This window comes from Bradyrhizobium sp. CCBAU 53340 (assembly GCF_015291645.1).
Taxonomy (GTDB): domain Bacteria; phylum Pseudomonadota; class Alphaproteobacteria; order Rhizobiales; family Xanthobacteraceae; genus Bradyrhizobium.
Window position 1 is genome coordinate 229,084 of the sequence record NZ_CP030056.1, and the last position, 23,698, is coordinate 252,781.

At 58.3% G+C, this 23,698-nt stretch carries 21 protein-coding genes and 1 pseudogene; 6 read left to right on the forward strand and 16 right to left on the reverse strand.

Annotated features, from left to right (window positions below):
- Positions 1–18: 18 nt before the first annotated feature.
- The 6 genes from XH89_RS37680 (at position 19) to XH89_RS37705 (ending at position 3,864) form a co-directional block, all read left to right on the forward strand.
- A complete protein-coding gene (locus tag XH89_RS37680) occupies positions 19–993 on the forward strand; it encodes a flavin reductase (protein WP_128929549.1) in 975 nt (324 codons plus the stop codon).
- A 35-nt stretch (positions 994–1,028) separates the two neighbouring features.
- Positions 1,029–2,087, forward strand: a complete 1,059-nt coding sequence (locus XH89_RS37685; RefSeq protein WP_164934239.1) for a ketopantoate reductase family protein — start codon at positions 1,029–1,031, stop codon at positions 2,085–2,087.
- A 16-nt stretch (positions 2,088–2,103) separates the two neighbouring features.
- Positions 2,104–3,123, forward strand: coding sequence for an Ldh family oxidoreductase (locus tag XH89_RS37690; RefSeq protein WP_164939084.1), 1,020 nt, complete (start codon positions 2,104–2,106; stop codon positions 3,121–3,123).
- Positions 3,124–3,207: 84 nt separating this feature from the next.
- Positions 3,208–3,447 (forward strand): SDR family NAD(P)-dependent oxidoreductase, encoded by a 240-nt coding sequence (locus XH89_RS42215; protein ID WP_128929546.1) that lies wholly within the window; start codon positions 3,208–3,210, stop codon positions 3,445–3,447.
- A gap of 75 nt (positions 3,448–3,522) precedes the next feature.
- Positions 3,523–3,708, forward strand: coding sequence for a hypothetical protein (locus tag XH89_RS42220; RefSeq protein ID WP_367401020.1), 186 nt, complete (start codon positions 3,523–3,525; stop codon positions 3,706–3,708).
- Positions 3,709–3,864, forward strand: a complete 156-nt coding sequence (locus XH89_RS37705; RefSeq protein ID WP_164934241.1) for a hypothetical protein — start codon at positions 3,709–3,711, stop codon at positions 3,862–3,864. It abuts the gene before it with no gap.
- A 459-nt stretch (positions 3,865–4,323) separates the two neighbouring features.
- Here the strand turns inward: XH89_RS37705 and argE are convergent, their stop codons facing one another.
- The 16 genes and pseudogenes from argE to XH89_RS37785 all read right to left on the reverse strand — a co-directional run bounded on the left by argE (position 4,324) and on the right by XH89_RS37785 (position 23,691).
- Entirely contained in the window at positions 4,324–5,487 is a 1,164-nt protein-coding gene (gene argE / locus XH89_RS37710) for an acetylornithine deacetylase (RefSeq protein ID WP_128955170.1), read from the reverse strand.
- 304 nt (positions 5,488–5,791) lie between these two features.
- On the reverse strand, positions 5,792–6,466 hold the full coding sequence (locus XH89_RS37715) for a DUF1028 domain-containing protein (protein ID WP_128929544.1): 675 nt from the start codon (positions 6,464–6,466) through the stop codon (positions 5,792–5,794).
- 4 nt (positions 6,467–6,470) lie between these two features.
- Entirely contained in the window at positions 6,471–6,887 is a 417-nt protein-coding gene (locus XH89_RS37720) for a RidA family protein (RefSeq protein ID WP_128930145.1), read from the reverse strand.
- A 64-nt stretch (positions 6,888–6,951) separates the two neighbouring features.
- Entirely contained in the window at positions 6,952–8,241 is a 1,290-nt protein-coding gene (locus XH89_RS37725; protein WP_128930144.1) for an NAD(P)/FAD-dependent oxidoreductase, read from the reverse strand.
- A gap of 328 nt (positions 8,242–8,569) precedes the next feature.
- Positions 8,570–9,829, reverse strand: a complete 1,260-nt coding sequence (locus tag XH89_RS37730; RefSeq protein ID WP_128929543.1) for a Glu/Leu/Phe/Val dehydrogenase — start codon at positions 9,827–9,829, stop codon at positions 8,570–8,572.
- 243 nt (positions 9,830–10,072) lie between these two features.
- Positions 10,073–11,344, reverse strand: a complete 1,272-nt coding sequence (locus XH89_RS37735; protein ID WP_128929542.1) for a hypothetical protein — start codon at positions 11,342–11,344, stop codon at positions 10,073–10,075.
- Positions 11,345–11,391: 47 nt separating this feature from the next.
- On the reverse strand, positions 11,392–12,828 hold the full coding sequence (locus XH89_RS37740) for an NAD-dependent succinate-semialdehyde dehydrogenase (protein ID WP_128955169.1): 1,437 nt from the start codon (positions 12,826–12,828) through the stop codon (positions 11,392–11,394).
- 14 nt (positions 12,829–12,842) lie between these two features.
- Positions 12,843–13,337: a flavin reductase family protein gene (locus XH89_RS37745; RefSeq protein ID WP_128929540.1), complete on the reverse strand. Its 495-nt coding sequence runs from the start codon at positions 13,335–13,337 to the stop codon at positions 12,843–12,845.
- Between the two features lie 486 nt (positions 13,338–13,823).
- Positions 13,824–14,450, reverse strand: coding sequence for a UPF0149 family protein (locus XH89_RS37750; RefSeq protein WP_232995571.1), 627 nt, complete (start codon positions 14,448–14,450; stop codon positions 13,824–13,826).
- The gene (locus tag XH89_RS37755) at positions 14,447–16,006 is read right to left on the reverse strand and encodes an IS66 family transposase (protein ID WP_128929539.1); all 1,560 of its coding nucleotides are present in this window, start codon (positions 16,004–16,006) and stop codon (positions 14,447–14,449) included. The genes XH89_RS37750 and XH89_RS37755 overlap by 4 nt, the downstream gene beginning before the upstream one ends.
- A 50-nt stretch (positions 16,007–16,056) precedes the next feature.
- Positions 16,057–16,411, reverse strand: a pseudogene (gene tnpB, locus XH89_RS37760) (IS66 family insertion sequence element accessory protein TnpB).
- Complete coding sequence (locus XH89_RS42225; protein ID WP_128929538.1) at positions 16,408–16,881, reverse strand: transposase; 474 nt, start codon at positions 16,879–16,881, stop codon at positions 16,408–16,410. Before XH89_RS42225 ends, tnpB begins: the two are co-directional and overlap by 4 nt.
- Positions 16,882–17,231: 350 nt before the next feature.
- Positions 17,232–19,355 (reverse strand): hydantoinase/oxoprolinase family protein, encoded by a 2,124-nt coding sequence (locus XH89_RS37770; protein WP_128929537.1) that lies wholly within the window; start codon positions 19,353–19,355, stop codon positions 17,232–17,234.
- Between the two features lie 17 nt (positions 19,356–19,372).
- Positions 19,373–20,968, reverse strand: a complete 1,596-nt coding sequence (locus XH89_RS37775) for a hydantoinase B/oxoprolinase family protein (protein ID WP_128929536.1) — start codon at positions 20,966–20,968, stop codon at positions 19,373–19,375.
- Between the two features lie 238 nt (positions 20,969–21,206).
- Entirely contained in the window at positions 21,207–22,142 is a 936-nt protein-coding gene (locus XH89_RS37780) for a LysR substrate-binding domain-containing protein (RefSeq protein WP_128929535.1), read from the reverse strand.
- A 199-nt stretch (positions 22,143–22,341) separates the two neighbouring features.
- A complete protein-coding gene (locus tag XH89_RS37785; RefSeq protein WP_128929534.1) occupies positions 22,342–23,691 on the reverse strand; it encodes an LLM class flavin-dependent oxidoreductase in 1,350 nt (449 codons plus the stop codon).
- Positions 23,692–23,698 lie beyond the last annotated feature (7 nt).

The window sequence follows — 23,698 nt, forward strand, 5'->3', positions numbered from 1 at the left end:
GAAGGCCGAGTGCACGCCATGCAGCAGTTCTCCCCGACCATCGCGGCCGTCGACAGCGGCGATCCCAAGGCAGATCCGGCCGCGTTTCGGCGCTGCCTCGGCCAATTCGGGACCGGCGTGACCGTCGTCACCGCCGCTCACGGTGACGAGCTCGTCGGAATGACGGCGAACTCGTTCTCCTCGGTCTCGCTCGATCCACCGCTCGTGCTGTGGTCGGCCAAGCGAACGAGCCAGAGCTTCCCGACCTTCAAGGTCGCCACGCATTTCGCCGTAAACATTCTATCCAGCGACCAGATCGCTCTCTCAAATCATTTTGGCCGCTCGGGCGGCGACAAGTTCGGGGGCGTCTCCTGGAAGCGCGGCATCGGCGGCGCACCGCTGCTCGAGGGAACGCTGTGCAGCTTCGAATGCCGCAAGGCGGCCGAATATCCCGGCGGCGATCATCTGATCATGCTGGGTGAAGTCGAACGCTTCGTGCGCCACGACCGCGGCCCGCTACTGTTTGCGCAAGGACGCTATTGCATGGCCGCCGACTTCGCCGATCCCACCGACCTGTCGAAGGCGACCGGACAGGCGCACGCCGGCGGCCCGATGAATGAGTTCATGACGGCGCTGATGTATCGTGCCCATGGCGTGCTCTCGGCAGCGCTCGACGAGGGTCGCCATGCCGAAGGTCTCAGCGTCCTGCAGAGCCGGTTGATGGCCGCGATCGAAACGTTGCCGGGACGCACGCTCGCGAGCTTGCTGCCTGAATTGTTTCTCGGGCTCAACGCCGCGGAGAGCACCGTGAACGAGCTAGTGCGCATGGGCCTCGTCGAGGCCGACGCTAGCGGCGGCTTGACACTCACGGCCATGGGACGCGACCGCAACCACGCACTACACGCGCGCGCCCGCGCAATCGAGGCAAAGGAACTGTCCGGCATTTCGCCCGGCGAGATCGCGAGTTGCCGGCACGTTCTCGACAAGCTCGTTCGCCGCGCACCGACGGCATAGTAAGAACCAAGGCCGACGACGAAGGAACAATGGTAATGAAGAAACGTATCGCAATCGTCGGCGCCGGCGCTGTCGGCAGCTATCTCGGCGGCCATTTGGCGCGCACCGGCAACGACGTCACGCTGATCGATCCCTGGCCCGAGCACATCGAGACGATCCGCCAACGCGGGCTGCATCTGTCCGGCATGAGGGATGAGGAAACCTGCATCGTTTCGGTCCCGACGATGCACCTCACCGAGGTGCAGAGCCTTTCGAGGCAGCGGCCGATCGATATCGCGATCATCTCCAGCAAATCCTACGATACCGAATGGTGCACGACCCTCATCAGGCCGTATCTCTCGCCGCAGGGCTACGTCGTCTCGGCGCAGAATTCGATCAACGAGGAGATCATCGCCGGCGTCGTCGGATGGGGACGCACGGTCGGCTGCATCGTCGGCAATAATTTCGCCGTCGATCTCTATGAACCGGGCTGCGTCCGTCGCACCATGCCGCGCGACTTCGAGACCAAATCGATTCTCGTCGGTGAGGTCCATGGGCGCGTGACGCCGCGCGTGAAGGAGCTGCACGCCCTGTTTACCCCGATCGACGGCTCTGGCGTCACTACCAATCTGTGGGGCGTGCGCTGGTCGAAGCTCTGCGTCAACGGCATGCGCAACGGCGTCAGCGCCGCGACCGGCATGAGCGGAAACGAACGCGACGCCCATCCCGTGATCCGCCGCCTCGTCATCCGCCTCGGCGGCGAAGCGATCCGGACCGGCCAGTCGCTCGGCCTCGACCTCGAGCACATCACGGGCATCGAGCCGAACCTGCTACGCTCGGCATCCGAAGGCGACGCCACGGCGCTGGCCGAGGTCGAGCGGCACATGCAGAAGGGAACCGGTTCGCAGGCGCGCAGCAATTTGCAGCGTCCCTCGATGGCACAGGATATCCAGAAGGGGCGGCGCACCGAGATCGGTGAGATCAACGGCTTCATCGTCCGCAAGGCGAAGGAGGCCGGCTGCGCAGCGCCGGCGCATGAGCGGATCGTCGATATCGTCCGCAAGGTCGAACGCGGCGAGGTTACCCCGCGCCCGGAGCTGCTGTTCGAGATTTGAGATAGAAAGCCGGGCGATGGAGACGATCAACATGCTGCTGCCGCCGCTCGAAGCGTGGGTCGCAACCATCTTCGCGCGGGCCGGACTCGGCGAAGATGACGCGAGGCTGGCAGCCCGTCGTCTGCTGCTCGCCGACATCACGGGCGTACGGACCCATGGCATCGCGCGTCTGCCCTCGTATTGGCGCCAGCTCGCGCGCCGCGGCTTGAACCCGAGGCCGGATATCAAATGCGGCTGGCATGGCACGGTGTTGGTAATCGACGCCGATCTTGGGCTTGGACAAATCGTTGGCCCCAAGGCGTTGGCACTGGCGATGGATGCGCTTGGCCCGACCCGACCGTTCGTCCCCTTTTTGATCCGCAACGCCGGACATCTTGGCGCAGTCGGCTCGCATCTGCTCGACGTCGCCGAAAGCGGCAGGGTCGGCTTCCTGTCGCAGGTGACCCAGCCGGTGATGGCTCCCGGGGGCGCAACGCGGCCGGCAATCGGTAACAATCCCATTGCATTTGCAGCGCCGAGGCCGGACGGACCACCGCTGCTGATCGACTTCGCGATGAGCAATGTCGCGCGCGGCAAGATCCACGTCGCCCTACGCGATGGCCTGCCGATCCCGGAAGGCTGGGCGATCGACGCGGAGGGCCGGCCGACGACCGACCCGACCGCGGCGCTCGCCGGCTCGATCCTACCGGCCGCCGGTCACAAGGGACTCGCGCTGGCGATGATCGTGGAAGTGCTTGCGGGAGTGCTGACCGGGGCAAGGCCCCTGTTGTCGGAAGGCGGCGCCCCGGGCGGCGTCGGCGCCTTCGGCTTCGTGTTCGATCCGGCGGCGCTCATCGGCAAAGATGCTTTCGATCAGAACATGCAGGCTTGGACGCAGCGCTATCTCGCAGCGGTCGGAGGAAATGGCCGCATTCCCGGCGAGCGCGCGGCAGAACTGCGCGCGCAAGCGGACCAGGTCGGGATCGCGATCGAGCGCAATCTCTTCGAACAACTTGCCGAACTCGGTCGAGAAGGCGGAGCGGTACTTCCAGCTTAGTTCAATCGTTCGCAGGTGAGCTCCGAGGTGCGGTTTGTGGTGGCCGTCTCGTGCGCTGGCGGCGCCGGTGGGAGGACGCGACCGATGAGGGACGTGGCGGTCGTTACGGGCGCAGGGCGTGGAATCGGTCGTGCAATCGCCGACGCGCTCGGTAAGGCCAATTTCACCGTCGCCCACGTGAGTCCCGAGGATCTGGAGCAGGAGCCAATTCCGGCTCCCGACCGGTATTATAGATACGATGTTTTCCGAGATCGGGAAACGATGCGTTGCTGGCCCGGATTGCGGGAGAGCTCGGCGAGCCACCTGCCTGGTCAACAATGCTAGCGTAAGCTCACTGCAGCACTGCAGCGCGGGGATATCCTCGACCTTGAGCCGGAAAGCTACGATCGGACGCTGGACATCAACCTTCGTGCCGGCTTTTTCCTCACACAGTGTTTTGCGAGGAGGTGCCTGGGCCTCGTCGAAAGGCGCCCGGGATCGGTGATCTTCATCGGCTCGGCGAATGCAGAGATCATCGGCGAAAACAGGGCCGACTGTTGTATCAGCAAGGCGGGCGTTGGAATGACACCCGGCCTGACGTCGTAGATGGTGATAGGCTCGGAAGCCAGTCGTGAGGCGAACAGCTTCGTCATCATTCGCACCGAGATGACAGCCGCGGCGAAGGATCGTTATGACGATTTGATCGCCACCGGCGGCATTCCAATGGCGCGCTGGGGCCTGAAGAGATCGGCCGGGCCGTGACCCTCCCTGTTCGCGGAGAGATCCCTTATGCGATCGGCATTCATATCGACGTTGGCGGTGGCCAACAGCTCTCCCGCCTTTGAACTTGAGCTTGCAGTCTTGCGTCCGGTCGAGTTCAGAGCAGAGCGCGTCAGGCGTCAGCGATTCGCGAGGCGATATCCTCGAGCGGACGCCGGCTGAAATCCTTCGCGAGCTGGATTTTGAGCAGTCCGAGCTTCGCAGTCTTCGAGTGCTGATTTGATGGTCGGTGGTGCCAAGAAGCCTATGTCTCGCCCCAGCCGGGCGGGAGCGGCTGGTCCAACCCCGCAGGCAGCTCGGTTCCCGCGCCACCCAAGTGGGTGATGGTCTAGCGGGGTAGTTCGGCGATCTCACCGCCGCGGTCTCCCGGGCTCACTCTATGTCTGGGCGCAAGTCACATCGTTGCGCGAGTTCCTGCCGCATCGGGCCGCAACGCCTCGCTCAGGGGAAGCCATGGCCGCTTGCTAGTCGGTCAATCAATCTATCTAACATCTTGTCGCAGCGGTCAATCTGGTCAATTTCGATAAACTCATCCGGCTTGTGACCCTGCTGCATCGACCCCGGTCCGCAAACGATCGTTGGAACCCCCAGTCTCTGCAAAAACAGGCCGGCTTCCGTTCCGAATGGCACCTTCACCACGTTGGCGTCACCGGTGAGAGACTTGACAAGATGGACGACCGGGGCGTCGCAGGCGATATTGAGCCCGGGATAACTGTTGACTACATCAATATTTATAGCGGCTTCGGACGCGATGGTCCTTGCGCCATTGGCGATTTCACTCGCTCTAGTTCGCAGCCTACTCAATATCTCCTCAGGTATCTCCGCTGCGACATTCCTGATCTCGAACTCTAACTCGCATCGGCTCGGCACAATATTGAGCATTCCCCCCGATTTAATCGTGCCGACGTGAAGCGTTGTATACGGAATTTCGTAGCTCGCATCCCGCGCGCCCTCGTCGCACAACTTAGCTTGCTCTCTGCGGATGGCTTCGACAAATTCGCAACCCAAATGGATCGCGTTTATCCCGGTAGGCGCCAATGCGGAATGGCATTCCCGGCCAACGCAAGTAACGCGAGCCGCAACCTTGCCTTTGTGTCCGATTGCAACGTTCATATTTGTTGGCTCACCAACGATACAGAAAGATTGCCGTTGCAGCTCATTCACCATCGAGTCAAGCAGACCTCGCACTCCTACACAGCCAATCTCTTCATCATATGATAGTGCCAGGTAGAGAGGCGCATTTAAGCGTGTCTTCGACGCCTTAAGCGCGGCGGAAATGGCACAGCCCACAAAGCCTTTCATGTCTGCAGTTCCACGACCATACAGCTTACCGTCTTGTCGTGTGGCGCTAAATGGCGGTTTGGTCCAGCTCTGATCATCGGCCGTAACGACGTCCGTATGACCTGAGAGAATTGCGCCTGGCCGATCATCGGGTCCGATCGTAGCCAGCAAACTCGCTTTTCGCCCGTCCTGCGAATAGACAAGACGGCAGGTCACGCCGTTTTCGCGAAGCAGCTGAACGACAAAGTCAATCAAATTGAGGTTTGATTCCTGGCTGACGGTCGGAAACGCAACCAACCTCTGAATAATGGCGATGCTGTCCATCTGTATTTTGCTCAGTTTTCCAGTTCTTCTGAGGTTCGTAGCGTTCGCTCGTCGCCAGACTACAGCGTCATCATGGTTGTCCGAGACAGCATCAGATCTCCGCTATGAAAGGTCGATACAAAATTAACCCCAATCTGCCCGACATTTGCCAATGCCCACAATTCAGGGGTCTTCTGTCAACATCCGCGGGTTTGCGTAGACTGCTGACTTGAAGCGTATAGCTCAATCTACTCTGTGCTCTGGCACCGCGTCATGAAGACGATCAAGGGAGCGGTGCGGCCAATGGCGAGCGCTCGTCGGAGCGCTATTCGTCACCCGGGACGCCGAACGAAGGAGCCGCTCGTGGATCAAGCGCGCGCTTCACGTAGGCGTTAAGTTGGGGTTTGTAGACCTTCCAGGCAGAAACGAGCAGTTCGATCGGACACTCTTGTGTCCAGTCGCAGCGCAGGTCCACGACTGGCCAACTGACTTGGTCAACAAGCTTCATGCCGGCTGAGTGTAACGGACCGGCCTCCCCGCCGGCGGCCAACCCGGCTCTTAGTGACGCAATCAGGCGGTCACCAAGATGCCCTGACGAACCAATGAATGCATCGACAATTGCGTGCGGTACTCCGTCATTTGCTAGGAGATTGCCGCCGGCCGCGACATTTTCTCCGCTCGTCTGAGCCCATATGCCTAGTGAATTGGGCCCTGAATAAACAGCGGCATTTCCGTCGCGGTCAACTGCCAGTAGCTGGCGATACTCGATAAATCGACTACGTTGTTTCACTTCTTCGACGGCTTCCCACGCGGACATGCCGCTCTCCATCGCATCCAAGGCCAATGGTCCTAGCGAGGGATCAGTTACGTTCTGCGAAGCGACCGCGCCGACACCAGCTCGCGCGAATGAACACCTTGAAGCGACAGCCGGAGATGAAGACGAAATCGCTACGCCGAACATTCCAGTCTGGTCGCACCGAGCAACTAGGGAAAACGTCATACGCTCACTCGGGTATCACCGCTGTGGCGTCGATTTCAACAAGCCACTCAGGTCGCGCCAACGCTTGGACAACAAGTCCTGTGGACACGGGATGCACGCCCTTTATGTACTGACCCATCGTTCGATAAACGGCCTCCCGATGCCGCACGTCGGTAAGGTAAACGACAACCTTGACCAAATGTTCAATCTTACCGCCACTTTCTTCGATGAGTTGCTTAATATTCTGCATCACCTTATGCGTCTGCTCGACAGGATCATGGCTGTCGATGTTGACGGCGTCATTCAAGCTCTGGGGGCACTGGCCCCGTAGCCAAATAATTTTTCCGCCGCTAGTCACCACTGCCTGACATAGATCATTGTCGAGCTTCTGCTCCGGATAAGTGTGTTTCGTATTGAATTTCCGAATCCGCCTATGAGCCACTTCTTGCTCCTTCTTACGTGTCAGCACCCGCAACCCCAACTGGTGAACTGTTTCGCCAAAAAACTTAGGGGCCTCCCGTCGCTTTTCGTGGATCAACTTTCTCCGATTTTACGACGTGATGTTCCAGGTAACGCCGCCGAGTAGAGATACGATCAGCAATATATTTAGCGTCATGCCAGACACCCCAGATAAAAGCGGACCCTCGCCTAGATTGCCAAGGCAAGCCCACAAAGTAGACGCCCGGCTCCGAGGATACCCCACGTTGGTGTTCGGGTTTTCCGGCCTCGTCGAAGGCCTTGACCTTAAGCCAGCTGTAGTCCGACGAAAAGCCCGTCGCCCAGATGATCGTATTCACGCCGGCAGTCTTTAGATTGAGCTCACGCTGCGGATTCATTAGGCAGTCCGGGTCCGGGAGTAACCTGCGCGCTTCAGGCTCCTCCGGAAGTGCAAGTCCATTCCGCCTAACGTATTCATCGGCCTCATCCAACAGAGTGAAGAGCGAGGCGTCACCCATCGCGACATTCTTCGCGAGATCACTGGCAAACGTTACGTTGCCTGCCTCGAACGCTTCAGTTGAGCCAACAAGCATCATTCCGTCTGCGGCGAGCTTCCTGAAGTCGACCGTGTATCCCCCACGGGCCCCACTGACGGAGATCGTTACGTGCTCGGTACCGCGAACTCTTGCTTCATTATCCCACTTTCCCAAGACGCCGAGCCACCAGCAGAAGTCGTAGCCGCGGTAGGAGCGCGGGGGGCGTTCGTGGGGGCCCACGGAGAGATAGACCTTCCGATCAGAGCGCAGAAGTTCGTCTGCGATCTGGCTTCCGGAAGATCCTGCGCCAACAACCAACACGGCCCCTCTAGGCAACTGCTCCGGGTTTCGGTAGTCGCTCGAGTGAATTTGGACGACTCCAATGTCCTGCGGTACTACTTGAGGTATTGTCGGAATCTGGAATGGACCGATCGCTGCAACTACGTTATTTGCCTCCAACGTCCCTTGCGAGGTTTCCACTCGAAAGCCCAATCGTCCCTCGTTCCGTTGTACGGCCGTAACCTCCACCCCACAGCGCACCGGCGCGGCAATCTTCTTTGCGTAGGCAACGAAATAGTCCGCGATCTCCTCCTTACCCGGGAACGCATCAGGGTGCGTCTGAAATGTTAGGCCGGGGAAACGGTCATGCCACGCGGGACCATTAGCCACCAGCGAGTCCCACCGGGCTGTTCGCCATCTCTCCGCGATCCGGTGCCTTTCCAAGACGACGTGAGGAATACCAGCCGAAGTCAGATGTTCACTCATAGCCAGCCCTGCCTGACCGGCTCCGATCACGATCGTATCTACTACTTCTAATGACATCTCTGTATCCATTTCTAATTCGATTGAGTGATCGCGTCGAACATGGAGGAAATCCGGTTCGAGAGTTTGGAGGCGAGCATGATCATGTGGGATTATGTCGGAGCGCTTAGGCCTGCATCTATGCGCCGCAGAAGCTGTTCTGAAACTGAGCGCGGAGTTGCAACATGATGGCATCATACCGCTATGGAATTAGCGACTATCCGTGCGCTTGATACAACCGCCATCCCATTCAGGTTGTGGCCATTGCGGCTCGCCGGCGCTAATAAGGCTCGATGTGAACCATTGCGGGTTCGGGCAAATACATCACGGAATCCGACCAGGCCGTCCCTCATGGAAATAGACCTCGCGTATTCTTGGCGCCCCGCACCCGCTCGACGCCTATGGCCATGGCCGCCGTGCGATTGAACACCTTGTCGCGGCTCGCCCTCGCCACCATCCGATCGAACGCTCGATCGAGAATCTGGTATTCGCGTCGTACTACTTCCTCCTCTTCCCAGAAGAGTTGTTGCAGATCCTGCACCCATTCGAAATAGCTCACCACTACCCCGCCGGAATTGCACAGAATATCCGGGATCAGGAAGATCTCATTCTGTCGCTGCGTAAGAACCAGATCGGCTTCCGGTGTCGTCGGCCCATTGGCCCCTTCAGCGACAATACGGCAACGCAGCTTCGTGGCGACAGCAGCGTCGATGACCCGCTCCATCGCGGCTGGCACAAGAACATCACAAGACAGCGTGAGGACTTCCTGCGGATCGAAGGCTAGTTCACTCGAATACCCCGAGAGACTGCCATGTGTTGCCGCATGTACCACGAGTTCTGGAATGTTGAGGCCGGAAGCGCAGTAGAGCGCGCCGGTGTGGTCGCTGACGGCGATCACTTTAACGCCCATATGGTGAAGCTCAAGTGCGGCGATCGAGCCGACATTTCCGAAGCCCTGCACAGCAGCCGTTGCATGGTTCAGATTGATGCCCTGTTCGTTCATCACGCGGCGCGTCAGATGCGCGACGCCCCGCCCTGTCGCCTCGCGGCGTCCCAATGTCCCTCCGGCGCTGACCGGTTTACCGGTAACGATCTCCGTCACGGTCCGGCCCTGATACATCGAATAGGTGTCCATAAACCACGCCATCACCTGCTCGTTGGTCCCCATATCGGGGGCCATGACATCAGTGTGAGGGCCAACGAAGGGGATCATCTCCTGCATGTAGCGGCGTGATAATGCCTCTAGTTCGCGCCTTGATAGATTCGATGGATCGACGCTGATGCCGCCCTTGGCGCCACCATAGGGCAAGCCGGTTAGGGCGCACTTCCAACTCATCCAGATCGCAAGCGCAGCAACCTCGCCGAGGTCCACACTAGCCGCGAAGCGCGTGCCGCCTTTCGTAGGTCCTAGCGTGAGGTGATGCTGAACTCGATACCCTTCAAAAACCGCCGTCGTGCCGTCGTCTCGATGAATAGGACAAGATACAGTGATCGCGCGCTTTGGTATTAACAAGCGCGCCCTCGCGTCCTGCGGCACAGACAGGTGATCAGCGATCACTTCGAACTGTTGTACGGCCATGTCAAAGACAGGTCCACTGTATGTGGTCACGTTTGCTCCATTGTACTCGATCGAAACCGGATCGGACGGCGGATAGCTACCATTCGAAGTATTCCCGCCGCTGTAAGAGGCAAGCAAGCCCCTTCAGCGAGGTCGTTATGCTGAATTTCAACGAGATTCGATGAGCTGAGCGCTCAAGGTAGGTCGAAATGCCCTTGGACGGATGCCTTGCGGAAAACAACGTTCCCTTGCTTTTAGACACCTGCTGTCGCTGGATAGGGAAAACAACAAGCACTACACGAGAGCGGAGACATCAATTGTGTACATTCGCCTCCGTCTCTCGTGATAGGAGTCGATGCAAACGCACTTCCCATCGCGGCTCCACCTTGGGTGAAGATCACACCGGTTCTCTTTAGCCAGAGTTGGATCAGTATAAAAGCTTCCGAGGTCGAGCCGGACTTCATTGTTGGCATCGAAAAGGAAGAGATCACGCAGGTTGGTCTCGGAATGCGGATACGTATCGCTCAAAAGCCAGCGCATATTCACAGGTGAATAGGACATGTGTCCGTTCTCTCTTAGGAGGCCGTCGCCAATAGTCTGGACTAAGCCATTGTGCGCGTCTTGGTAAACCTGATAGTTTATACGTCCGGCGTGAGGTCCCCAGACGACGATGCTGCTATCATCCCGCCATAACGGGTGAGAGATCTGGTATTCGGACTTTTCGTAGTCGTAGGTACCTACGGCCTTTGAATCGAACCGCCGAGCCAGCTGCGGCAATGGATGATCAGAGCATTCAAGGAGACGTAAGTTGCTTCCATCCGGATCCATTGTGATCAAGCGATGCAAGAAGCAGGTCTCGTCTTCAACACGCTCTGTCCATCGGTGAAGGAAGAGCACACGTGTTGATGACGGATTTATCTCAATATGGCTCACCCAATGAATTGCCTTATCCATGGATGGCTTATGAGCAAGCTCGTAAAGTTGGCGGTAACTGACAACGAGTGTCGAGTCGCCGCTTGCAATGTCGAGGCGCCAAATGCCATCATCGTCCGGTGCATTATCCAGTGGAAGCCGTCCCGCGAGTGCGCAGTAGCCGATCGTCTCATGCGTTTTGTAGAGACGTCGATAGTCAATGCACATCGCGAATTTGCTGTTCGCGGCTACGACGTAAATCGGGATATTGAGATCGCGAGTGCGCCCCGTATCCACGTCGGTAATCCGCGCACCGATGTTGGGATACGGGCCACCCGCGTCGTGCGACGTACGAATATTGTAGATTATGTTACGGCCAGGCATGCCGGTGAGCCATTGTAGTTGGCTCCCCATTTGCCAGTTCCAGGCTTGGGTTCGATCAACCAGCCGAAACTCACGCGCTTCATCAAAATAACCGACATTGCAGCCGCTATTTCTGCCAATGCGGAAGTTAGGTTCATCGACTTGGTGGCCTAGGATAAGGCGACCCTGCCCGTCCCACGGCGTCTTATTATAGTAACCAAAAAAGAAGTTGTAATCCTGACCACCAAGTCGTGTGATGCTGACTCTTTCGTTGATAGTTGAAGGGGACATTGCTCCTCACAGAGTCGTCGTGGTCGATTGCCCAAATGGCATGACGCCTAGTAGGCCTTATTGGTGATGAATCTGGTATTGAGATAGCCTTCAGTTGATTCTAGGCCACCCTCGGAACCGTACCCAGACTCTTTGACGCCGCCAAAGGGCGTTTCCGGCAAGGCAAGGCCCAGGTGGTTGATGCTGAGCATACCGACCTCAAGATTCTCCGCCAGGAACTGAGCGTTCGCCGATGATTCCGTGAAGGCATATCCGGCGAGCCCGAAGGGCAATCGGTTAGCCTCTGCAACAGCTTCATTTGGATTGTCAAAGCCGCTAATGAGCGCGATTGGGCAGAATGGCTCATCGTTCATGACTCGCATCGATGGATCGACATTCGCAAGTACTGTTGGCTGCCTGAATGTTCCGCGAGTAAATAAGCTCTCGCCGCCGCACATGAGCTTTGCGCCTCGCTGCCTCGCGTCGTCCACAAATTGATCGAAGAGTTTCCCTCTGCGTTCGTTCGCGAGGGGGCCCATCTGCGTTGTCGCATCCAGACCGTTGCCAACGACAAGCGATTGTGTCTTTTCAACAAAAGCTGCGACGAACTCATGATAAACATCGTTGTGTACCATAAACCGCGTCGGCGCGGCGCAGGTTTGACCGGCGTTGCGATACTTGCCTGAAACGAGCAGCGCCGCGGCTGAGGATATGTCGGCGTCTTTGAAGACAATCGCCGGCCCATGCCCGCCGAGTTCCATCGTCGTCCTCTTCATCTGCTCGCCCGAGAGCGCAGCTAGATGTTTTCCAACCGGAACAGAGCCGGTGAAGGAGATCTTCCGAATCGCCGGGTGGGCAATCAGGTGCCGCGATATTTCATCGGGAGTGCCGTATGCGAGCTGGACAACACCTGTTGGAATGCCAGCATCGACAAGTGACGTGATGATTGCCGCGGCAGATCGTGGCACCTCTTCCGAGGCCTTGACGATCACGGAGCATCCGGCAGCCAACGCTGGAGCAAGCTTCTTCGCGACTTGGCTCGCGGGGAAATTCCACGGGGTGAACGCAGCAACCGGGCCTACTGGAGCACGTACGACATATTGCGCAACGCCTGCTGCACGCGACGGTATCACGCGCCCATAGAGCCGCCTTCCCTCTTCAGCAGCCCATTCGAAGGCATCGGCGCAACTCGCGATCTCCGCTCGCGCTTCCAAAAGAGGCTTACCTTGCTCCAAGGTGAGAACATGGGCGATGGACTCTAGTCGATCGCGGAGCAGGCCAGCTGCCTTACGTAGCGTAACTCCGCGTTCCACCGCGGGCGTTCTCCGCCAAACATGGAACGCCTTCTCGGCGGACGCAGCTGCACGGTCGAGATCGGCCACCGTCGCCTTAGCGACGTGACCGATCTCCTCGTCAGTTGCTGGATTAAAGATCGGGATCGTTTGCTTCTCAGAGCCGGAGCACCATTCTCCGTCAATAAAGAGGAGCGTATTCTCATATTTCATGTGTTCCCCGCAAGTCATCCGTTATTAAAGCGTCCATTCAAATAGACCAGCGGAGACGCATCGTGGAGACCGATCTCGATGACATCGCCAACGATTATGACGTGATCGCCGCCATCAAAGCTGCTGTTCAGGTGACAGATAATATATGAGGCGACGTCCTGGATAATTGGTAATCGATTTAGACCTTCTCGATAGGAAATCGCCGAAAACTTATCTGTCCCCTTCTTTGCAAACGTCATCGCAATGCGCTCTTGGGATGAGGAGAGCATGTTGATGCAAAACCACCCTGTCGAAGTGATGGCGGGGAGCGAGTTCGACTTTCTGTCGATGCATATCAGGTATTGCAGGGGGCTGATCGATAGGCTGACGACGGCGCTCATCGTGGTGCCGAAAAGCGCTCCGTGACTATCGACTGCAGTTACGACGGCGATTCCAGAGGCCCACTTCCGCGACACTTCTCGAAATGTTTCGGGCGTCGCTGTGGCAATGGCGCGACCTGCATCGATCATCTAATGGACCCTCCTTTGAGGTACCAGCGAAAGCATGATAGCGGTGGCGAAGGACGGCCCCGTCCACAGCGAACAAAGACGTATCATTGCCATTGGCCTTCATCCAATTGAGATACTGAAGGCATGTATTCGGATCAGGCATAGTTGCACCAAACTCGCATGTTCCGCGCGCGGCGCGCAGCGCGCTGATTGCCATTGACCGTTGATTATACTCCTACCAACGCCACTCATCCGTGGTCACGGGCGCCTCAAATGCCAGCTGTGTTAGGCAGCCCGGTGGTCTCCAACGGTCACGATGACCAGGCGACGATGCTTCGGAGTCCCCTACGCAGAATCCGTTCATCCTCGAGCCAAGCCGCTCTCAAACCGCGACGGTAGCCATTCACTCCTCAGAAAAAAGGAGCGCCGACCTCTGAGGCTGGCGGCCGAGTTCGGGAGGGACGCACAGAAGGGCGTAACCGGTATGAGCTCCCACGTCTGCAGTGATCAGCCTGTGCGAGCGTAGCGGGTCGGCATCCAGTACTGACGCATGGCCTCGACGACGTCCGGAATGTCGGCATGGGCGTTGCGCAGGAATTCCTCGGTCTCGCGGCCTTTCCTTGGTGGTCCAAGCAGTGGACGCCCTTGATCGTCGACGCAATGCAGCAGGATGGGCAGGAGCAAGCCGTGGTGTATGTTGCTGACGTCGAGCAGTGGGCCCCAGGCTGATAGTCGCAACCGCATGGCGGCATGGAATCCCTGACACCACGGCCGCGCATCAACGTCGCCATTCGGCTTGCGGCCATGGACCGGTGCGAACCGATGTGGTGCGGTGGAAAGAACATTACTGATGTCGTTGTGGCGCAGCGCGACGGCCGAAATCGCGGCGAACTCCGGCGTGCCGCCATGGTTGAATGCGTCGGCGTCGATGGCGAGCAGCGGACAGATCCAGTCGAGCGGACTCATCGACACCGGCCCGGCCACGATCGCGGCGACATAGCCGTCGAGCATGGGAAGACTGGTGGCGACGGGATGCTGCTCGGCACGAGCCTGTAGCCAAGGCTCAAGTTCGTCGAGCGGCATCGCGGCTGCCGCCATCGATGATGAAGATGATGAACGGCGGCGGCGGGTCATGCGGCCACCCGTGCGCTGAGCTCGCGGGTCGCCTTCCAGTTCCAGGGGAGAAGTTCGTGCAGCTGGTGGCTCTTGGTCTGACCGGAGACGATGCGCTCCAGCACATCGGCCAGATAGGCCTGCGGATCGAGTTCGTGGAGCTTTGCCGTATTGACCAGCGACGCAAGGATTGCCCAGCTCTCGGCGCCGCCCTCGCTGCCGCTGAACAATGAGTTACGGCGCCCCATCGCAATCGGGCGCATTGAACGCTCGACGGTGTTGCTGTCGACCTCGACGCGGCCATCGCGGAGAAATAGCGTCAGTCCGTCCCAGTGATTGAGCGTATAGTTGATGGCCTCCACTAGCTTCGATTGGGAGAACAGGTGGTCGAGCATCGAGGTCAGTCGCGCCTTCAGCACCTCCATCAGCGGTGCGGACCTGGTGCGGCGGGCGGCAAGCCGCTGTTCGGCGCTCAAGCCACGGATCTCGGCCTCGATGGCGTAGACCGCTTGCAGGCGCTCGATCACTTCGTGAGCGAACGGCGACTGCATCGTCTTGTACACCTCGACGAATTTGCGTCGGGCATGCGCGAGACAAAAAGCCAGCTGGATCGCCCCGCCTTGACCGCGGGCAAGCGCTTTGTAGGCGGCATAGCCATCCACCTGCAGAATGCCGGAGAAGCCGGCCAATTGCCCGGCGATCTCCTCGGTGCCGCGGCCATCCGCAAACACATAGGCGACCGCCGGCGGCGATGGGCCACCCCATGGGCGATCATCCATCGCATGCGCCCAGAACTGGCAGATACGAGTGCGATGTCGTCCGGGATCGAGCACCGGCATCGGCGTCTCGTCGCAGAACAGCCGCGGCGAAGCCTGGATCGTCCGCAGCTGAAGCTCATAAAGACTCTTAAGCCACCATGCCGCACGCTTCACCCAGCCGGCGAGCGTCGCGCGGTCGAGATGAAGGCCCTGACCGGCCAGGATCTGCACCTGGCGGTACAGCGGCAGATACCAGGCGAACTTCGAGATCACCACGTGAGCCACGAGTGCCGTCGATGCCATGCCGCTGTCGATCAGACGCGGCAGCACCTTCGCCTGCACCACGCCGTCGGTGCAGCCGCGGCAGGCGTATTTGGGACGAATCGTGCGCAGTACCCGCAGGATCGCCGGGATCACGTCCAGTACCTCGCTCACATCCTCGCCGATCCGGTGCAGAAGGCCCTGGCAGCACGGGCACGCTGTCGTGTCTGGCTCGAGCACCTGCTCGCAGCGAGGCAAATGCTTGGGTAGCGCGCCGATGTTGCGCCTCGCCTTCTTGCGCGGCTTCCCAGCCGGCTTCGTCGCAGGCAAATCGTCGTTGGCTGGCGCAGGTGATGTGACGCCAGTCGCGAGATCGTCCAGTTCGAGCGCGAGCTGCTCGGCCACGATCGCCGCCAGCCGCTCTGAGCGCTTGCCGAAGATCATCTCCTTCAGCGTCTGCATCGCCACACGTAGCTTCTCGTTCTCGGCGTCAAGCGCGAGCACCATCTCGGCCAGAGCCGCTGCATCGGTCGGAAGAGCTTCGGGACGAATCGCCATGATCGAACGATATATCCGCCCATCACAGGCTCCAGCAAAATCTTCGCCTCTCAGCCGACAACGGCCGGCTGCTTCACAGGCTTGTGTGAAACACGCGTCCACTCAAGTCCGTCGAGCAGCATCGCGAGTTGTGTCGCACTCAGATGCACCACGCCGTCGCGGACCGGCGGCCAGGTGAAGTGTCCCTGGTGCAGCCACTTCGTCACCAGCACCATGCCGCTACCATCCCATGCCAGAAGCTTCACTCTGTCCGCGCGCTTGCTGCGGAACACGAAGATGTCGCCGCAATACGAGGTTCGCGTGCAACGCTTCGCTCACCAGCGCCGACAGCGTGTGCACCGACTTGCGAAAGTCGACTGGCTGTGCCGCCAGCACCACCTTGAGGTCAGACCGTAATGCAATCAACGGATGCCCCGAAGCGCCGATAGCACTGTCGAAAGCGTCGCCAGCTCCACTCCGGGCTCGACCCGGATGCGTGCCCCGCCCAGCTCGATCTCGATCATTCCGCCAAGCTTGCCTGGAGCCGATGCCATCTGCGGCGGCACCTTATGCGCGCACGCTAACCGGTCCGACTCGTCTGCCGTCGCCGGACCGCTCTCGGAAGCGATCCGGACCGGCACGAAGCCTGGCGCCTGAAAGCTCACTGCCGTCGCGAACTTGCGCCGCCACACCGTCAGCAACCCACGGACAACGCCATGGCGCCGAGCGACCTCGGAAATATTGGCCCCTTCCTCGAAGCTCTCGGCCACGATCCGAGCCTTCTCTTCAGCCGTCCAGCGCCGTCGTCGACGCTGCCCTGTGATCACCTCGATCCGACGATAGGAGCCGCTTTCCTGCCTGGCATCAAGCCTGGCTTCATGCATGGCATCTGCCATAGCCCACCTCCAAAAAACAGTTCATGCCAGGCTGTATCGCAGCTCATTCGCGCGATGCCCAGGTGGGGGGCTCATGCCGGTTACAGAAGGGCAACGGTAGAAAACCGTTCTACCGCACAACACCGCCGATCGATCGGCGGATCGTGCTCGACACCTCCTGGCTCGCGCGTTGCCGCCCGGTGGTGTCGCTAGAGCATGCATACGAACGCGACTGAGGGGGCGAGTATGATCGTTTCCATCCGAGAGCTTGCCTCGCGCCTTGGTTGACTTCGAGATCCGAAGGCCTCCCGGCATGACATCCTGCGGCGCCACGCGACTGCCGTGACGTGACAGGCCTGCATATTAGAGCCCTACGCCCCGATTTCGGTGGCGTGCTCTGCTACTGGAACGGTAACACTGTCACCATCATCCCTGAGCTGAACAATGACATTGCCAGAGGCGTCCAACGTCATGCGGCTCCCGCGCGGCACAACTAGTGTTGATGATTGCTCATCCAAAAGGGCCGGGCCTTCGATCGATCCTGCAATCCCGAGTTCCGATCGTCGAAGAACTGGGACTTTAACCCAAGCGCGAGTTGCATCATCATACACGGGTCGATAGCGAGATCCCTCCGAGCGAGGAGGGTCTTCCATCCGACCAAGTTTCGCGGGTTCTCGTACTTCTTTCAGGGTTACACGGATGTTCATAATCTCAAGATCAAGATCGGGTATGATATCGCCGAAGATACCTTTATAGGTCTGGATGAACGCAGCGCGAATAGTTTCACGTTCGCTCTCGCTGTAGGGTCCAACGGGCAGTCCTGTTACCAGCTCCGACCCTTGGCCCACAAAGCGAATGTCGGCGCGGCGCTCCATCTGAAGTGTACTGTGCGGAGATCTGGCCTGCGCAATCACGCGCCTTGTGTCGTCTTCCAGGCGCCTGAAGGCTGCTTCGAGTTTCTCGATTTCCATCGATCCCAGCAGGGCGCCAAGCGTTCTCGAGCGATCAACACGCGCGGGTGCAATCAACAAGCCGAGTGCCGACGCGACGCCAGCATTCGGCGGACAGATAACCTGTTTGATGCCGAGACGTCTGGCGACGTCACAACCGTGCATCGGGCCGCCACCGCCCGTCACGATGAGCTTGTACTTAGTTATATCGTGGCCTCGCTCAGCAACATGGACACGCGCGGCGGCTGCCATCGTCTCGTTAACAATGGCCTGAATGCCATTCGCCACTTTGATGAATGGCATCTCTATGGCGTGCCCGACGCCTGTGAGCGCCGCCTCTGCAGCTCCGCGGCGCAAAACCATAGTGCCACCGGCAAAGTTATCAACGTCAATCGCCCCCGAAACAACGTTTGCATCGGTAACCGTTGGCGCAGTTCCGCCGTTCGGGTAGCAGGCGGGGCCAGGTCGCGATCCCGCACTTTGCGGCCCCACCTTGAGCATTCCTAGCTCATCAACATGTGCGATGCTCCCGCCGCCCGCACCGATTTCGATAAGCTCAACAGTCGAGATGTTCACCGGCAATCCGCTTCCTGGGGCGAACCGCTTCTGGCGAGCCGCTTCAAACTGATACGCGATCAGGGGCTCGCCGTTCTCAATCACGCCAAGCTTTGCAGTTGTCCCGCCCATGTCGAAGGCAAGCACATTGTCAAATCCGGAGCGTTTGCCGAAATACGCGGCCACCAATGTGCCAGCAGCCGGCCCCGACTCCAACAGTTCGATCGGCGTACGGCGCGCTTCCTCGATATGCGTCAATCCGCCGTTTGAGAGCATCATGAAAAGTGCTCCTGGTATTCCAAAGGCCTTTAGCTGCACCTCGAGTTCACGCAAATATTTGTCTGCAATGGGCTTGATATACGCGTTCGCGGCGGTCGTTGACGTTCGTTCGTACTCCCGGATTTGTGGGCAGACCTCGGACGAGATCGACAGTTGGACTTGTGGGAAATGCCGCTCGATTAGGCTCTTGGCTCGCAGTTCATTTGTCCCATTGGCATATGAATGCAAGAATGAAACTGCCAGCGAAGTGACGCCCCTGTCGAGCAGCCGGCGTGTTTTTATTAGAAGTTCGTCTTCGTTGAGTGGATGCTGGATGTGCCCGTTGAACAAGGTGCGTTCATTAACTTCAACGCGATCATCCTGCTCAATCAATGGTTTTGGCAATTTCAGAAATAGATCATACAGATCGTATTTAAACTCCCGCTGTAAGTCGAGCGTATCCCTAAAGCCGCTCGTTGTGATCAATCCGGTCCTTGCGCCACGACGCTCGATGAGAGCGTTAGTGAACAACGTTGTCGCATGGACCACGCGACCAATCTGATCGGGATCGGTGCCGCTGGCGTTAACGACCTGCTTTACGCCGGCGAGGGCTCCAATTGTTGGATCATGGGGCGTCGTCAGCTCCTTGTGTGCGACAACGCGACCATCATCAGTGCAATAGAGGACAATGTCGGTGAACGTGCCGCCAATATCGATACCAAGCGAGTACATATCGGATCTAACCCTTCTTATACAAAATCTTTGGCGCCATCGGCTTCGGCCAGCGCTTCCTGAGCGCGGATCGGAACACCAAATCCGCCAGCGCCAGGTGTGCGCAGCAGAACGCGGGCACCAAAGTCGATAGTGTGTTGTATCTTGGGATCAACCCGAACGGTGTTGATCTGGATCTCACCGGCAGCGCCGGGATCGCCGCCTGCTAAGCCATTCGCCACAGCTTCTGGCTTAGTTCGTTCAGCCATAAAGGAAATTATGGTAGGCCCTTTATTTAGATTCTCGAAGAGAAACTCCTGCCCAGCCCCCCCTGTGAACCGACCGCTGCCCGCTGTCCGCGATCGGATTCGGCGGTGGCAAATTCTGATCGGCGCGGTTCGTTCCAGCACCTCGACGGGCGTGGAGGAAATGTTGCTCGGCCAAGACAACACGCTTGCGCCGTCCGAGGCCGCGCTGGCCCCATAGCCTCCGTTCAGGAAGAATAAGTTAGCGAAAGTCTTTCCATCCTCTTTGACGCCGGCCAGGTTTACGCACCAGAGAGGTGAGCCGACGTCGGAGATGACTCTCTCCGGCACGACTTGTGACAGCGCACGCAAGACCATCGCCGGCAGGAAATGTCCGATAAGTGCGCGTGCCCCGCCCGCTGCGGGCGGCTTTGAATTAAGAATTGAGCCAAGAGGTGCATGAATATTGAGCGGTTCCAACGCACCGTCATTGTTTGGCGTGTCGGGCGTAAGAACGGCTTTGATTCCATAGGCAGTGTATGCCGTCGTATAAGCAGCGCAGACGTTGATGGAGCGCTGCACTTGAGGATCTGTACCTCGGTAATCAACCTCGATTTCATCACCATGAACTTTAAGCGCCATCCGCAACACGATGCTATTTTCAAATCCATCGCTGACGGCGGTGGCATGATAGACGCCATCCGGTATTGCGGAAATCGCACGCCGCATCGCGGCTTCCGTCCGACCGCGGATCTGTTGAGACACTTCGGAGAATGAACGGAGCTCCCACTCCTTTAGCAAAGAAATGAGGCGCACCTCCATCAGATGCAGTGCAGAAAACTGCGCATAAAGGTCGCCTACCGTCTGATCTGGCGTACGAACGTTCTGGCGAAGCAGGCTTTCAAATGTGCGGTTCATTCGACCCGCCTCAACCACCTTCATCATTGGGATTTGGAATCCCTCCTCGTACACCTCGCGTGCATCGGCAGAACGGATGCGTCCACCAATGTCAGGAGCGTGCGTGACCGACCCAGCGAACGCAACAATATTGCCATTCAAGAAAATGGGCTTGGCTACCGTGATATCGGGCAGATGGCCGGTGCCAAGCCAGACATCGTTGGTGATCAGGATATCGCCCTCGGAGAGGGTCTCATGTGGAAACTGTTTGAGAAAGCCACGAACCGTCCGCGGAACGGTACCGATAAAGGATGGAATGCTGTTAGCGGGTTGCGCTAACGAGCGTCCTTCGGCATCCATGAGAACGCACGCAAAATCATTAGACTCGCGAACGACGGATGAGAAGGAGGTACGCAGCAGCGTCGTAGCGGCCTCTTCAGTCAGAGAAATCAGCCTTCGCCAAATCAATTCAAGCTGGATTGCATCAAGCACGTGTCAGTCTCCTTGGAGCGCCCGCGGCCTTGCCCTACGGTCTTGCACTCGCCCACGAAGCGCTGCGCGACAGTCGCACCAGCTCGGGCATTCTGCGGGACATTAAGTCAGGCTAAACGCGTCAGCCAATTCTTCTTGCTGCACGCTCTATACGCGGGTGATATAGCATTGGGATTGTTTGGCGGGCACGTCGGCCCGCGAGAGTTGCCTAGCTCGATCCGAAATCCCGCTAGGGGGCTTACTCCGTGCAGTCGCCGCACTTCACGACATGGGGGTCGTTGTGCAGGAACGTTTCCTTCAAGCTACGCGTGAAACGCTGCGACAGCGATGACTTCACAAGATGTCCCGGAAAGATTGCGAACATCTTAACCGAGATTCTCGGCGAAATACGAACAAATCGAACGTTATCGGAAATAAGCGGTTTGATGTAGGGACTTACGACGCCGATGCCAAGGTCGGCGGCGGCGAGCGAACAGAGGATCGCCGAATAGGTGACCTCGATCTCGGACGAGGGTTTCACGCCGTGCTGCGCGAGTGTCTGACGCCACAAATCACTTAGATCGTCTCCACGATTGAGAGTGAGCAGCGTTGCCTCTTGAAAATCAGAGACCGCAACCTCCTTCTTCGAAGCAAGCGGGCTGTTTGCGCAGACCGCACATAGGGCCTCAGATTCGTCACACACCTCGATTTCGAACTCTCCTGTTCGGAAATGAGCTCCGCTCGTCGTCAGGCCAACATCATAAATGCCATTGAGGAGCCCGTCTCTGATCTGCAGCGACCCTCCCGTCTGAAGGTTGATGCTCACACCGGGGCTAGACTGCCGGAATGCCTTCATGATCGTTGGAATAACGCCCATAGCCAGGGACGGAGTGGCAGCGATGCGCAATAGGCCGGTGCCGGATGACCTGATACTTTCAGCGGCTTGCTGTATCGTTTCCAAGCCAAGATAGTGCTTTTGGACGATTTCAAAGAGCATTTTGGCTTCAGGGGTTGGAACCAAACGGCCCCGTCGATAATCGAACAGTCGAAATTTCACAGCGTCTTGCGCTTGCGCCAACAGCCGGCTCACCGACGGTTGCGTTGTATTTAGAATTTCGGCTGCGGCAAGCGTTGTCCCACATTGCATCATAGCCCGAAACGCATCGATCTCGCGGGAACTGAGCGCTCTAGCCATATGCCGCCCAAACAAATTTACATTTTAGATGCATAAGCCCGATTCGAATAAATCAAATGGTATTCTCGGCCATGCGTCAAGTCGTTCGACGGATGAACTTCAGCTCCCACAATAAGAAAGGCCGCGGCGCTTTGTTGCACCGCGGCCCTTTTGTATGCGCATTGAAAGGCTCGACAAAGGCGGCGCGCCACGAGATCTCTTATGGAACGCCTGTAGCTGGACGTTTCGTATTGACGTTTTTGGGATAGCGTAACCCGAGGTTTTCGCGAAGTGTCTTGCCGCGGTAGCTTTTGCGCATAAGTCCGCGTTCCTGGAGCACGGGGACTACCATCGACACAAAATCTTCCAGGCAGGTCGGCATGTAAGGGAACGTTATCATAAACCCATCTCCAGCTTCATTGTCGATCCAACGTTCCATCTCGTCGGCGATCTGGCTTGGAGTGCCACAGAAAATCTCGAATCCGCGTTCGTAGCGCTGTGCAATCTCCCTTAGCGTGAATTTACGCGATCGGATCATGTCCGCAAGTATATTGAAATAACCCTGATGAAGGTTTGAGGAAGTCGGGATCATCTGTTCGGGAACGAGTTCGTCCAGTGGCAGCTTCGACAGGTCGACTTCAAGGTCCGTACTGACATACGCGACCTTGGCTTCAATCGGCATCACACTGTTTAGTAGGCGAAGCTTTTCCTTCGCTTCTGCTTCGGTTGAACCGACCATCGCGCGGAAGCCGGCGAGTACCTTAAGTTCGGAAGGATCACGGCGGTACTTCGCCATCCTGCTTTTGATATCCTTGTAGAGGGACGCAGCCTCCTCAAGAGTTGCGCCCGTTCCGAAGACGACCTCAGCGGTTTCTGCGGCAAATTCCCTACCCACCGAGGACGCGCCCGCCTGGATAATGACGGGTTGCCCCTGCGGAGCACGTGCAATATTGAGTCCGCCTTGTACCTTGAAATGTTTCCCTTCGTATCGAACGTGGTGAAATCGGTTCGGATCGAAGTTCATAGCTCTTGCCTTGTCGAAGATGAAGGCATCATCGTCCCAAGTATCCCAGTAAGCTCGGACCACCTCCAGGGCTTCTCTGGCTCTGGCATAGCGCTCGTCGTGTGGCGGCATCGTCTTATAGCCATAGTTGCGGCATGAATACTGGTTTGCAGTCGTCACAACGTTCCACGCTGCTCGCCCTCCCGAAAGGTGATCGAGCGATGCGAATTGCCGGGCGATATTAAACGGCTCAGTGAAGCTCGCAGATACCGTGGCGCCGAGGCCAAGCTCTTCTGTGCTCGCAGCTAGCGCAGAGAGAAGCGTCAAGGGCTCAAGTACGTTTTGCCCGCGTGGCCATTGCGCCATTGCGTGGAGATTGTCGACATCAACGCCCGGACTGTCCGCTAGAAACATCAGATCGAAGCGGCCTGCTTCACATAGCTTTGCGAGCTCTGTGTAGTACTGAAGACTCAACGCCTTCTTTGGATCCGTATCTGGATGGCGCCACGCGGCACTTGCGCTACCGGCTGCATGTATGAGTGCGGCGAAAGCGATTTCCTTTGCCATTTCGTTC